The sequence below is a fragment of the Caldivirga sp. genome, from assembly GCF_023256255.1.
Taxonomy (GTDB): Archaea; Thermoproteota; Thermoprotei; order Thermoproteales; family Thermocladiaceae; genus Caldivirga.
On the sequence record NZ_JAGDXD010000024.1, the window covers coordinates 1 to 13,974 of the forward strand.

General features: G+C 44.0%; 11 protein-coding genes. 4 read left to right on the forward strand and 7 right to left on the reverse strand.

Going from position 1 to position 13,974, the window contains the following annotated elements; translation table 11 throughout:
• The 6 genes from Q0C29_RS03595 to hutI all read right to left on the reverse strand — a co-directional run.
• Positions 1-575, reverse strand: a 575-nt coding sequence (locus Q0C29_RS03595; protein ID WP_291999290.1) for a hypothetical protein, incomplete at its 3' end; no start/stop codon positions are given.
• Positions 576-872: 297 nt separating this feature from the next.
• Entirely contained in the window at positions 873-1,055 is a 183-nt protein-coding gene (locus Q0C29_RS03600) for a hypothetical protein (protein WP_291999291.1), read from the reverse strand.
• A 154-nt stretch (positions 1,056-1,209) separates the two neighbouring features.
• Positions 1,210-2,490, reverse strand: a complete 1,281-nt coding sequence (locus Q0C29_RS03605) for an IS200/IS605 family accessory protein TnpB-related protein (protein ID WP_291999292.1) — start codon at positions 2,488-2,490, stop codon at positions 1,210-1,212.
• Positions 2,474-3,082: an IS607 family transposase gene (locus Q0C29_RS03610; protein ID WP_291999293.1), complete on the reverse strand. Its 609-nt coding sequence runs from the start codon at positions 3,080-3,082 to the stop codon at positions 2,474-2,476. Before Q0C29_RS03610 ends, Q0C29_RS03605 begins: the two co-directional genes overlap by 17 nt.
• Positions 3,083-3,106: 24 nt before the next feature.
• Positions 3,107-3,454, reverse strand: a complete 348-nt coding sequence (locus Q0C29_RS03615) for a hypothetical protein (RefSeq protein WP_291999294.1) — start codon at positions 3,452-3,454, stop codon at positions 3,107-3,109.
• 80 nt (positions 3,455-3,534) lie between these two features.
• Positions 3,535-4,701, reverse strand: a complete 1,167-nt coding sequence (gene hutI, locus Q0C29_RS03620; RefSeq protein WP_367173616.1) for an imidazolonepropionase — start codon at positions 4,699-4,701, stop codon at positions 3,535-3,537.
• Between the two features lie 374 nt (positions 4,702-5,075).
• Between hutI and Q0C29_RS03625 the strand changes: the two genes are divergently transcribed.
• Positions 5,076-6,548 carry an aromatic amino acid ammonia-lyase gene (locus tag Q0C29_RS03625; protein ID WP_291999296.1) on the forward strand — a complete coding sequence of 491 codons (1,473 nt, stop codon included), beginning with the start codon at positions 5,076-5,078 and terminating at the stop codon, positions 6,546-6,548.
• Between the two features lie 103 nt (positions 6,549-6,651).
• Entirely contained in the window at positions 6,652-7,524 is an 873-nt protein-coding gene (locus Q0C29_RS03630) for an arginase family protein (protein ID WP_291999297.1), read from the forward strand.
• A gap of 56 nt (positions 7,525-7,580) precedes the next feature.
• Here Q0C29_RS03630 and Q0C29_RS03635 read toward each other — a convergent pair whose 3' ends face one another.
• Complete coding sequence (locus Q0C29_RS03635; protein ID WP_291999298.1) at positions 7,581-9,440, reverse strand: urocanate hydratase; 1,860 nt, start codon at positions 9,438-9,440, stop codon at positions 7,581-7,583.
• Between the two features lie 80 nt (positions 9,441-9,520).
• Here Q0C29_RS03635 and Q0C29_RS03640 point away from each other — a divergent pair, with 80 nt between their 5' ends.
• Both Q0C29_RS03640 and Q0C29_RS03645 read left to right on the forward strand, forming a co-directional pair.
• A complete protein-coding gene (locus Q0C29_RS03640; RefSeq protein WP_291999299.1) occupies positions 9,521-10,804 on the forward strand; it encodes an MFS transporter in 1,284 nt (427 codons plus the stop codon).
• 361 nt (positions 10,805-11,165) lie between these two features.
• Complete coding sequence (locus tag Q0C29_RS03645; RefSeq protein WP_291999300.1) at positions 11,166-12,341, forward strand: MFS transporter; 1,176 nt, start codon at positions 11,166-11,168, stop codon at positions 12,339-12,341.
• The last annotated feature ends 1,633 nt before the right edge of the window (positions 12,342-13,974 follow it).

Here is a 13,974-nt window from a genome sequence, read left to right on the forward strand (position 1 = left end):
AGCCATATTGTGGTGGCGTTTGGAAGAATGTAGAGTGTACCAATGCAGAACCCGTATTGCAGTAGGTTGAAGCCCCTTATGAATGCATCCCACCCAAGCGTCCAATTGGCTACCAAGTAATTCCTAATACTGGTTAGATTATAAAGGTTGAGAGGTGGAAGGGTATTATTCACTGGAGTGATTGTTACAGTCTGGGTTGTTGTAACAGTGTACGCATAAGTAGCGTAACTCGTAGTAGTAGTTGTAGTGGTGATTGTAGTAGCGTGGTTCAGTGTGACGGTGTAATTGTAAGTTACTGTAACTGGTGGGAGTGTTACAGTACTAGTATTATTATACACTGTGGTAGTCACTGTGATAGTCCAGTTAACCAAGGCTCTCGTGGTTGTTGTAATCGTGTGGTTGATTACGGTAGTCTCAATAATGGGTATTTGCCTGATTATTGTACTGGTTTTTACTAGGTGTAGGTTGTTGGTTAGTGGTTGGTAGTTTCCTATGATTAGGCCGAGTATTGTGGCTAGGATTACCGTTATGATTAGGGTTATTTTACCGCCAGTGTAGTACCTAACCCACGCCATGGGTTAACCCACTAGCCAGGTTAATTAGCATGATTACCCTTTAAAATATTCACGGAAGGTAAGCTATCCACTTTAAAAGGTAAGCTTCTTGATTCATTTATCCCCCTTCATGAGCTAACACTTGTGATTCAGTTAGGGCTGTTACCTTTCTTCAAAGATTGAAAAGTATTTTGCCTTAACGGATGAGACTTTTAAGTTTGCCGTAGGTGTGAGGGCCGTGGTTAAGGCTAATAATGGTGATGTTCATAATTATTAAGGGTGATTAGTATAAGGTAAAACCATTATTGGTTTAAATCTTCAGTGAACTTGGACTGTCATAATCCTCTTAACGGTGGTGCTTACTGCGGTACCGATTAATACAATGGCTAGGTTTACGGCTAGGGCTAATAATGCTATGTAGATTAAATGCCCCATTACTGGGTAAAGTGGGTTAAACCCCTCCTTAATGGCCAAGTAAACTCCAAGACTTAGTCCAACCACCCAGCCATTAGTGAGTACTTATCGAGCTTATCTATTACTAGGCCTAGGAATACGGGAGGTAGTGTTTGGGTTATTATTATGCCACCTAGTAGCTGTAGGTTGATTGCGTACGTTGGGGGGACTAGGAAGACGAAGCGTTTCCCCGCTTACGGCGCTAATTGCTTTTGATTATTTTTAATTCCGTGAGTGGGGTTGGCCCTTGGTGTGGGTTCATTAGCTTCACCCGCACTTCATGGGGCCTTGTCGAGGCCAACGCCATGGGCCTCCCATTTGGGGATAGGTACCTTAGCCCAATATTAATGGCTCCAATGGTGTCTCTATCTAGGACTAACCCGTTGCCCAGTCTGGTGAGTCTAAGGGCGATTTTAACCACCCTTATTCTCCTGACCCCTCTCACCGCAGTGCGGATCACGGAGGGGTTGAAGGACTTGATGCGGTTGCCGGTGAATGGGTCTGTGCTTGAGGTGTATGCCTCGGAGGCCTCCACAACGTGGATGGGCTTCCCACTCAAGACCCTTACCAGTGTTGCGGCACTCCACTGATGTATCCTATGCCTAAGATTATTATTCCTGGCATTGCCAGTGAGCCTCCTCTTGCCCCTATGCACGTTCCCAATAACCACAACGGCATTGTTAGCCCGAGCCAGCTCCTCGATAATCCTCGCCGTCTTGTAGATAATATCCATCTTCCTCACCCCCTCCCTCAACCTCCTAAGTGCCCTCTTCACGCCCCTATCCCGTGTCGACTTACCCTTAGTTATCCTCTTCCTCCTCTCAGAGTAGGCAATGACTATCTTACCCAGGTTCGTCTCCACCCTATAGGCGTCACTAAGCTTACCATCCCTGAATAATGCCAGCGTGACGTTATTCTCATTAACATCAACAGCAATGACGTTGTTAGGGTTATAGCTGACCTCGAAGTCCCTCTTGAAAGTCAGGTAAAGCAAAACCCTTCTACCGTTGAGCCTGACCTTGAGCTCGCCGGAGAGCCTCCAACCACCGTAGAGGTACTTGTATAGTTGCCTGTGGCTTCTGTAGTGTATCTTCACCCACCCCCTGTGCGTCCTCAGCTCAATAACACCACCCGCTAATCTCCAGTCCTGTGAGTCGGAGTAAACCACCGTGATGCTCCTCACTGCTGGCTCCTCACCCATAGCTAGGCCCTTTTTCTTAAGCCTAAGAAAGCTCCTAGCCCTCCTAACGGCGTCCCTGTAACAACCCTTAATAACCCTAGTCGGCAACCACGGGTACTCCTCCCTAAACCTATTATAGAACACCCTGTGAAGCGTCGCCTGCGAAGCCCTATGCTCCACAGCATAGTCGAGCATCTCCGTGAGCATGCCCCTGTATGCCTCAAGGATCTCCCTAAGGGCTCGCCTACCGAACCTATTAACCCAACCCTCCAAAACAACAGTCCTCTCAAGGGTCTTTAACACATGAAATCACCTCCTCGTATTTCCGGCTCCTCTTACCATATATCCTGGCGGCGAAGGATGTTACAATATCCACGAAGTCCTCCACAAGCTCCTGTAAGTAACCCCTTGGCTCCTCTTGAAATACTACGAAAATCTCTACGCCTAATGCGTTAAGTAATGTTTTGAGGTATTCAAACCCGAACCTAGTTAACCTATCCCTATACGCGACAACCACGGCATCTATTTCTCTCCTTTTCGCCATCCCTATAAGCTTAAACAACCCCTTCCTATCCTCCTTAAGCCCACTGGCTATATCAGTGACAATCACGTACTCGGCCTGAGGAAGGTTCTTAACTACCCAAAGCCTAAGAGACTCAACCTGCTTCTCCAAGTCGCCTCTCTGGGTATTGCTTGAGACCCTGGCGTATAACGCCACACGCTTAATCCTCTGAACACCCCTGATTAGCCTCTCAACCTCACTATATGGAATTCTCCACCTACCATTAACATTATATGCAACAACCCTACCAACCCTAATCCACTTAATCACGGCACTCCTAGAAACACCCATGACCCTTGCAAACTCCCCAGTGCTTAAATACCGCTCACCCATTTCCCAACAAGTAATTACAAGTATTCACAAGTATTTAAACTTAACAACTAACCAAAAACAGCCTAAGGCAATGAACTTAAACACCACTGAAGCCCACTTAGCTAACCTAGTCTCACCGCTAGGGCTTAGTTTAACAATGGGTTTAACTATGTTTCTGGTTAGTAGGTTAGCCTGCGCCATTGTTATTATTGCCGCCGGCACTAGGCCATCTATGAAAATACCCAGTAACGCCAAGCCAGCTAACCAATCAGGCAGTACTGTGACCGCCAGCGCTGGTATGGCTAATATGCCCCGCTCTAGGGGTGGGAATGGTGATATGAGTGATAGTGCCTTGGGGTCGGCGTAAATCAATATGCCGTATACTGCAAGCAACGCTAAGCCAATGCCGTATATTGGTAGGAAGGCTGTACTTAACGCCAGCTTCCTCTTGCTCTCAGCGCTTAATCTTGAATTTAACTTAGGCAGTCGCCGGTAATTACCTTACCTCTCTTTATAATTGCCTTAACCTTATTAGCACTTATTGAGTACGTTAGCCACCTGTAATTGGGTACATTCCATATAATTACGTCAGCCAGGTAACCAGGCATTAGTATTCCCCTATCCCTTAAGCCTAGGCTATAGGCTGAATTAACGGTGGCTGCCATTAAGGCTTCCATTGGTGTTAAGCCAAGTAGATAGGATGAAAGCTCCATTGCGGTTTGCATGCTTATTGACCACGTGTTTGGGCTAAAATCAGTGCCTATAGCCGTAATAACCCTGCTACTCCTCATTACGTTTACTAATGGTCTCTTATTAGTCATGAGAGTCAACACTGTTATGGGTAGTAGTGTTGCCGTAATTCCCTTAATCGCCATTACCTTAATGTTCACCTCAGGGGTGTTTAGTAGGTGATCGATTGATGTTAATTCCAATTCCCTGGCTAAATCACTGCAGCCAATGTAGGATAATTCATCAGCATGCATTCTAAGTCCAAGCCCAGCATTGTAAGCAGCTTCAAGTATAACCTTAGATTCATTTACTGTGAACGCCTCTGAATCACAGAATACATCCACGAAGGTCGCTAAGACTCTAATCTTACTCATTGAGTTAACAATATCCTTCACATACCCCTCCCTACCACTCCTCGGCGGTACATGGGCTAGGAATGTTGCTACTACATCCACTTCAGTCCTATTCTTTAAATCATTAATTAACCTAAGTAGTCTAATCTCCTGGTCAATACTTAACCCATACCCGCTCTTAATCTCAATTGTAGTTGTCCCGTAGCTTAATGCTTGAGTAAGCCTGCTTAAACCAACCTTAATTAATTCCTCATCATCAGCCTTAACGGTGGCTTCAATTGTTCTACGTATCCCCCCTCCGCGTTTAAGAATATCCTCGTAGGATACGCCGTTGAGTTTTAGTTCAAGTTCATCCTCCCTTGAGCCGGCGAACAGTAGGTGAGTGTGTGGATCAACAAGACCTGCGGTTACTAATGAATCCTCAGCGTTAATTATGCGGTCGTACTCATACCTACTTCTCAGCAGGTCCCAAGGTCCAACATCTATTATGAAACCGTTATTAATAATGAGCCCTGCATCATTAATTATGAGTACGTTATCGTTAAACCTCCAGGGCATTGAAGTGGCAGTAACCAACTGCCCTATTGGGCCAATAGCTAACTGGGCTTTCACACGGCTACTCATGGTAATTAACTTAAAGGTATTACGCCTAACTGTTGTAAGTAGCGGAAAAATTCATAGTCTTTTCCTTCGATGCTTAATTGGAGGATGCCACTATGAAGCCAATGAGTAGGCCTTGAGGAAGGCACCCAATGAAACTCCCGTGTCGTGACTGGGAGCTCTGCTCCCCAACCTAGGCATGGGGGGAAGAAGGAGTAATGAAGCCGAGTGACCAATAGCCACGAAAAACAACTATTAGTCACAATGAAGACCGAACTCTAACTCCACTTAGCAGGTAATAAATTAAATATCCTCATTTACGCCTTAGACTCATGGTTATTGAACTTGGTGGTGAAGTGAAAATAAGCATTAGTGATGTGGTGAAGGTGGCTAGGCAGTATGAGAAGGTTACGATCAGTAGTAAGGCACGTGACTTAATCAATTCCTCACATGATGTGCTTAGCAGGCTGGTTTCAAGCAACGTTAAGATATATGGCGTTAACACGGGCTTAGGGGAACTGTATAACATTAGCGTTAACCCAAGTGAAGTCGCTGAAAAATCAGTGGAGCTGCTCATTGATCACGCCGCTGGTGTTGGGGATCCAGCCCCAGATGATTGGGTTCGGGGAGCAATAATGATAAGGGCTCACCAATTATCGAAGGGTTTCAGTGGGGTTAGGGAGGAGGTTATTGACTCAATGATTAGTTTACTTAACTTAAACATTACACCAATAGTGCCTAAATTCGGTTCAGTGGGTGCAAGTGGTGATTTGGCACCATTAGCCCACATTGCATTAGCCCTACTTGGTGTAGGTAACGTGAAATTCAGGGGTAAGATCGTTGATGCTCATTACGCATTAAAGGAGGCTGGGATGAGTGAATTAAAGTTGAGTTATAAAGAGGCCTTAGCGTTAATTAATGGTAACAGTTACAGTGCCTCAGTGGCGATGCTTGGGCTTTGGGATTCATTAATGCTAGTTGAATCGGCCACTGTAGCCATGGTAATGACTATTGAGGCTTCAGGGTCAAATATATCATATTTAAAATCCGTGATTAACCCGATTAGGCTGCATCATGGGGAAAAGCACGTAGCTGACTTAATCAGTAGGGCGATTAGAGGTGTTAATTTCACGTTTAATCGATTGCAGGACCCATACTCACTAAGGTGCATACCCCAGGTGTTGGGTTCCGTGCTTGATTTGATTAATTGGGCAGTAGGCATGGTTACTGATGAATCCAACTCAGTTAGTGATAACCCAATACTATTCAATGGGGAGGCTTTATCCACATGCTACTTCCATGGGCAATACATAGCGCTATCCATTGATTCAGTTAACATTGCCCTATCAGTGTTAGGCAATTTAATTGAAAGGCAGATAATGCAGCTAATGAGGAGGGAAATCAACGGTGTGGGCAATTACCTAGTTAATGGGCCATGGCGCGTTGGGTTAATGCTCACCCAATACACTGCAGCAGCATTAGCGGGAAGGTTAAGGGAATTAGCAACCCCGTCAACGGTTCATAATATTCCAACCAGTGGGTTGCAGGAGGATGTTAATTCAATGAGCGCCAACTCAGCTATTAAACTGCATGATGTTAACGATGTTTTATCAAGGCTTATAGCCTTATTAGCCTACGTATCATACATGGTGCTTAAGGTTAAAAACGATTGCCGAGAATGCGGTGAAGTAACGCGAGCTGCCTACAGCATGATTGATAAGGCCATTGATGGCGAGAACATTATTAATAATATTGTGAATGCGATAAGGGGAATACTGCCTAACCTCGCGCATTTACTTGAATAGTGCTTAATGGTTTAAGTCTAAATATGTTAGATTATTAAACGCGCAATTAACATGCTTTACAATGGGGAACCCTGAACCTAAACCTCCGTTTTTAAGAGGATCCATGTATAAGTTCATTAAGGACCCTAACGATGTTAGGCTAGGTGAGGTGATTAAGAGGGCTTGGACTAGTGGTGATGTGGGAATCCTAGGTGTACCATGGGATGGGGCAGTGGGTACAAGACCTGGGTCAAGGCTTGCCCCTTCCCGAATTAGGTCAATACTATACACAATGCCCTTAACCTCAGGTAAAGTAAGCCTAGTGGATTTAGGCGACGTTGATGTGGTTATTGGTAATCATGATGAGACTTGGCGTAGAATTGAATTAACAGTGCAGGAATCTCTTAAAATGGTTAGGGAATTGCTTATAATTGGTGGTGACAGTACAGTATCGTACGCATCATTCAGGGGATTAAGGGGTTCACTTAACGGTGACTTAGCGTTCATACTTCTTGATGCTCATCCAGACGTTAGAATCATTAGTGAGGGCTTAACCAGTGGTCAAGTAATTAGGTGGATTAGGGGAATTGACCCTGAAGCATACGTATGCGTAATTGGTGTGAGGCCATTCTCAAATGCACCGTACCTATTAGATGAGGCTAGGAGACTTAACGTTAAAGTATATACCATGGATTACTTAGACTCCCACGGTATAGATAAAGTAATTAATGAAGTGTTGAGTGAGGTTGAGGGAAGAGTAACCTACCTAAGCGTTAACCTTGATGTTGTTGATCCAGCCTTTGCCCCTGGCGTTAATAGTCCATCACCCGGCGGATTCACTTCCAGGGAGGTGATTAGGTTAGTTTCCCTGCTAAGCCACTCATTGAAGCCAAGGATCTTTGACGTGGTTGAGGTTACCCCACCCTTTGATTTGAATGATGTAACAAGCATGCTGGCGGCGGTTATCCTAATTAACGCAGTGTGGGTTAATCAATGATACTATTACGATTAAAATACTGGTTGCTTTAAGGTGGTTCACGATTACGAGGCGTGTTAAGTATTGAATGGTGTCCTGTAGTTCCGCTTCCTTTCCTCATAATTCTGAAGATCCCTCTTAACCCTATCATACGTGAACATGCTTATTCTACCCTCCCTGTAAGCCTCCTCAATAACCCTCCTACTCTTCTCCTCAAGCCTATCAATAACCGGTATCCTAATGCCCCTCTCCCTAGCCACAGTTAGGGCCTTCGGATAACCCGCGTGGGCATGCCTAACAACGCCAGAACCTGGATCAACAGTGAAAACCCTTAATGCCTTCTCCTCAGCTAACTCAGTACCATCAACAACCATCCCAAAGCCCGCGTGGATCGCATAACCAACACCAACGCCTCCACCATGATGGAAGCAGGTCCATGTGGCGCCGGCCGCGGTGTTAAGTGCGTAATTAAGTATTGGCCAATCACCAATAGCGTCAGAGCCATCCAGCATGCCCTCAGTCTCCCTAAATGGTGAAGCCACGGAACCACTATCTAGGTGATCCCTACCAAACCATATTGGGCCATTTAACTCACCCTTCCTAACCAATTCACTAACGACCTTACCAAACAAGGCCCTCTCCCCATAGCCTAGGTAAACAACCCTAGCCGGTAGCCCCTGGAACTTAACGTATTGATGAGCTGCCTTAATCCACCTGGTAAGCCTCGTGTTTCTTTCAAACAACATTAACAATACATCATCAAGCTTGTAAATGTCGCCTGGATCACCAACAAGGCTAGTCCACCTGAATGGTCCACGCCCCTCCTCGAATAATGGCCTCATATACTCCATTTGACCAGGTATTTTGAATGCATCCTCAACACCAGCATCATAGGCCTGCTTCCTGAGGTTATTACCGTACTCAAAAGTCACAGCACCCCTCCTCTGTAATTCAAGCATTAATTGTACGTGCTTCTTCATGGTTTCCTTCGACATGAGCATGTACTTTTCAGGGTTACTCCTCCTCAATTGCTCAGCCTGCTCAATGCTTAATCCCTGTGGGACGTAGGATAATGGATCATGTGCAGGCGTTTGATCAGTGAGTATATCAGGTGTTATATTATCCTTAATAAGCCTATCAAGCAAGTCAACCGCATTAGCTAAGACACCTATACTGATAGCTTGCCTCCTTTCCTTTGCATCAAGGGCCATGTCCACTGCTTTATCAAGGCTATCGGTCCAAGTATCTAGGTAACCTGTATCAATCATCCTCCTTATCATTCTGGCATCCACATCGGCAATCAAGGCCACGCCACCAAGCATCTTAATGGCAAGTGGCTGGGCACCACCCATGTTGCCTAGACCAGCGCTAACCACAAGCCTACCCTCAAGGGAGCCACCGTAATGCCTATCGGCAGCCGCGCCAATTGTCTCATACGTGCCTTGAAGAATCCCCTGTGTGCCGATGTAAGCCCAGCAGCCGGCTGTCATTTGATGGAAGCTTATGAGCCCCTTAGCCTCAAGGTCCCAGAATACCCTCCAGTCAGCCCACTTTGGAACAAGCATGGCATTACTCATAATGACCCTGGGAGCCTGCTTACCAAGTCTCCAAATTGCCACCGGCTGCCCGCTCTGTATTTCTAAGGTATCTTCACTATCCATTATTAATAATGCGTCAACAATAGCCTCAAAATCATCCCAGGACCTAGCAGCCTTACCAGTGCCACCGTAGACGATTAGGTTCTTAGGGTCCTTAGCAACCATGGGGTCTAAAACGTGAAACAGCATCCTAAGGGGACCCTCCAATTGCCAATCCCTACTATGCACATGGAGTTCAAGTCCCTTAATAGCCTTAACAGTTCTTGTTTCAGGATCATAGTAGCCTGCTGAGATTAACTCCTCAATAGGCCTGCCCCTATACCTCTGAGGTACAGACATATTAATATTTCATCTAATCTAAACTTAAAAACATTACCATATAGAGTAAAACTTTAAAACAATACATGTCACACCCCGCAGTGGGGGCAAGTAATATTACGGAGCAGGGTGTGTTTAATTGGCGTAATGTAATTGGTTCAATGCTTGGCTGGGGGTTAGATGCTTATGATTTCGTAGCCTATAGTTTCGTAGCACCCATTATTAAGGGCTTATTCTTCGGCCAGTTAGGTAACCTGGGGTCAATGTTAGCCACATTAGCCGTCTTCAGCATCTCCCTAGTAGTTAGGCCACTTGGTGGTGTATTCTTCGGTAACATATCGGATAAGATAGGTAGGCGTTACGTGCTGTACATTACGATGCTTGGCGCTGGCTTATCAAGCTTCCTAATGGGCTTCCTACCAACCTACGCCCAGGCAGGATTAGCCGCAATAATACTACTACTCATCCTAAGGTTTGCGGTTGGCTTCTTCCTGGGAGGTGAATACTCTTCCAGTGGCATAATGAGCGTGGAAAGCGTGACTAAGTGGAGGGGGTTGGCTAGTGGTATTATGCAGGCCGGGTTCGATATAGGTATATTTGGGGTTACCTTCACGTACACTATTGTTGCAACATACCTACCCCAGAGCGCAATGGCCACAATAGGTTGGAGGATAGTCTTCTGGAGTGGTATAGTGACAACCATAGTGGCCTTCATCTTTAGGAGGAGGTTCCTAACGGAATCACCTGAATGGGAGAAGACCGAGAAGGTTGAGAGCCCGTACAAGTCATTATTTAGGAACTACTGGTTACCAATGTTAACAATACTCTTAGCAACAATGGGTTTCCTGTACGAGTACTACGTTATGCTTGAGTTATCACCATTCATTCTTCAAAATGTCTTGAACTACCCAGACAAATTAGCTGGCTTAATCTTAACAGTTCTTTCTGCGAGTGATGCAGTGGGCAGTGTGTTTGGTGGCGTACTCGTTGATTGGTTAAGGAGCTCCAAGAACGCTCTCCTAGTTGCCTCAATATCAATACTAGTGTTGATTTACCCAACCATGTATGGTGTATTAATAGTCGGTAACGGTTGGCTAGTGCTCCTATGGGACTTCCTAGCAGTACTGCCTGTCGGGGTTATGCAAGTTTACATTAGGGACCTATTACCTGCCAACGTAAGATCCACTGGTGCTGGTTTAGGGTATAATGGTGGAACCTGGTTGGCTGCCTGGGCCGCAATAATAGCCACATTAATGGCATCGGCATCAACTAAGCCTCAACCATGGTTACCCTCAATAACCATAAACACGCTAATAGGGGTTGTGCTGATGATAGCGAGTTTCGTATTAGCCACTAAGGTAACTAAATCATTAACCTCAAAGTAACCAACCCTACACCTCTTCAAATCAATTAATTGTTAATATAAGTTCCATTAGAATATTCATGAGGACTAAGCACTACTGACGGCTCCCCAGTCTTAGGGGGTTCCGCTTGTGGAGTGACTTAAACCTGCAGAGCCACATCCAATACCCTTAGCATAGGCTAAGAGCGAGGTGAGGTAATGAGGCAGGAAATCAGCATTGAAAAGGCAAGGTAACTTGCAAACAGTTTGTATGGTTAAAAATAACGAATGTTATTTAGGTAATGTAGCGATGTATCCTTCAATAGGTGTTGCTTGGTTTATTATTAATAATCTTAAATCTAGACCCGCATACTTAAAATGGCGTCGCAGGGGCTCCCTTAGGCATGAGGTTAATTAGGGATGCTTACTTAATACTTTCAGCTAAGGGGGTTAGAACCCTTGCCTCAGGTATGGTTAGTGTATTAACTCCAATTTACTTAGCTAAGTTAGGTTACCCTCCCCTCTACGTTGGTATGGGTGTGTTCCTAATGATAATGGGTAATGTTGTATCAAACATGTTGTTGACATGGTATGGTAACGTAATTGGGAAGAGGAGGCTATTAATAATGCTAAGTGTGCTAATGGTGATTTCAGGCTTTATCTTAATGATTACTGATTCAATCCCACTACTGGCGCTTGCCTTATTAGTGGGAAACATTAGTACAACTGGAACTGAGACAGGTCCCTTCCAATCCGTTGAGGTTGGTGTTGCACCTAGGTTAATTGGCGATAAGGTTAGTGAATTCCTAGGCCTATACAACCTAATTGGGTACTCTGCATCATCGCTAGGGGCCTTAATGACTTCCCTACCCTCCTATTTCAATGGCTCAATTCAAGTGATGAGGCTCATGTTCATTACTTATGCTGCAGCAGGCTTAATAATGCTGATTATTTACTTAAGGCTTAAGGCAATTGATGCTGATTATGGAGGAACCAGGAAGGTAAAGTTAAGTAAGGGTGCTGTTGATGATATTAGAAGGTTAACCATACTCTTCTCAGTGGATGCCTTCGGTGGGGGGTTAGTGTCGCAATCACTCCTATCCTACTGGTTTTACCTAAGATATGGAGTATCCTTGAGGGGACTGGGTGTAGTCTTCATGGTGGTGAACGTAATTACAGCATTATCACTTGTTTTAGCTCCATTATTAGCAAGGAGGATTGGTACCCTGAATACAATGGTCTTCACGCACCTGACTTCAAACATTTTCTTAATCCTAATACCAATCTCCAGTACATTCATAGGCAGCTTAGCTTTCCTCCTACTTAGGCAAAGTCTTTCTCAAATGGATGTTCCAACTAGGCAAACCCTAATGGCGCACATATTTAATAATGACCATGAGAGGATTACGGCTAATGCCATTACGAACACCGCTAGAAGCATTAGCTCCCTACCTGGCTCACCAATAGTTGGTTTAGCATTATCCATGGGGTTATTTCAACTACCATTTATTTTAAGTGGAGTAATGAAAATAATGTATGATGCATCAATATTCATACTCTATAAGGATAGAGAGCATTAATAACATAATTGCCCAGCGAACTTAGATCATTCAAAGTAATTAATGGACGACGGTAATAGTACCATTACTGAGTGAAAAATGAGTACATTTATTTACTCAAGGCGAACCTAAGTTTATTAATTATACATTAAGCCATTTTAACGTAACTTTATTTAACGAATTTCATCGATGATAAGAGTTCAGGGAAGTGGTCTTAGTTTGTGGATACTAAATTTAACGTCATCAACCATGAAGTATAGGGTCTCTGTGATTGAATTACCTCATTATTAAGTAAATTTAATGCGCCTTTAATTTCATAAGTATGCCTAATACTTGTTTATACCTATAATGGTATGATCAGGCGCACATTACAACATCTAAGTATTAATGGTATAACAACCATATGTGTTGCCTTAATTCCCGCAGTTGCAATTACCATAATTTTACAATACTAGGATGGAGGCATTAATGAGCAATAGTAAACGTTGTCATCATTAATTACGTAGGGAACATCTGCAATACTATCATTATTGGTGTCGGTGCTGTTAATACCCCAGTAATTGCCTAGAAAGTTCACGTAAGTTTCACTAATATACGTGTACACAATCCTGGTTAGATAATACCATGTATTAATGGGATTCTCACTATTTAGGCATAATCAATTAACGCAGGTGGATTATTCACCATTAATGATATTGTTGAGGTAAGGGTATTATTGTATGAGTCGATTAATTCAATATTACATGCATATCCTGTATTCATGACCTTATTGTAAGCTACACTCATTAAGTGTGGGCTCGCCTATAGCAAGGTTGATCCATCTCGCTAAGGCATTAACCAATTAAAATACCTGAACCCGCAGGCTGGAAGAAGAAATAGAATGGTGCGGAGGTGGGATTTAAACACATGCAGGCATTGATAAATAGGAGACCTGTGGCAAACTATAGAGAGACTAGTTAAGGAGTCATAGTGTAGATAAGGCTTAGCCGCCCGCCTGGGAGTGGTTGCTACCCTTGGGTTCATTGTGGTGGCTATCTGGTTCCCTCATTACTCTTCTGGGGTGGTTCTCGGAAACCGGTGGTTACTGGTAACCTTGATTAAGGTGAGTGTTTGTAAAATTATATGAGGAACATGATGAGGTAATGAGAAAGCTTAAGCTAGATAAGCACACAGCCCCAGCATACCTAATAACACTAAAAGGAAATAAACATTAAAATACCTCCACAATCATAAAAAAGAATTAAGCCCAGGGTGCTAGTCTAGGATGCCGATTAAAGATTAATCCTCATCGATGGCAAATACCCTTAGTTTCCTGTCAACATATTTGCTTGAAGCATCAATAATCATGTAAACTGGACTGTTTGGTTTAATTGCAGGCAAGTACCAGTCAATAATCCAGCAACGTTAAATCATTCATTAATCCTCATATCAGACAATATTTTGAAGATATTATACTTAACAATGGATTATCCTTCAAGGCCTCGTTAATCAGCTCCCTCAAATCCCCTCTTCCTCTAAAAACCTTAAGCATCAAGGCTAGCTCAATCCCTAGGTCAACATGGATGCGTACTGTCTAGAATTCTTGTTATGGTGTAGGGTTTATATGTTTCTTGTGTTTTGTTTGGGTGTGGGTTGGCGTTTGGTGTTGGTTGTT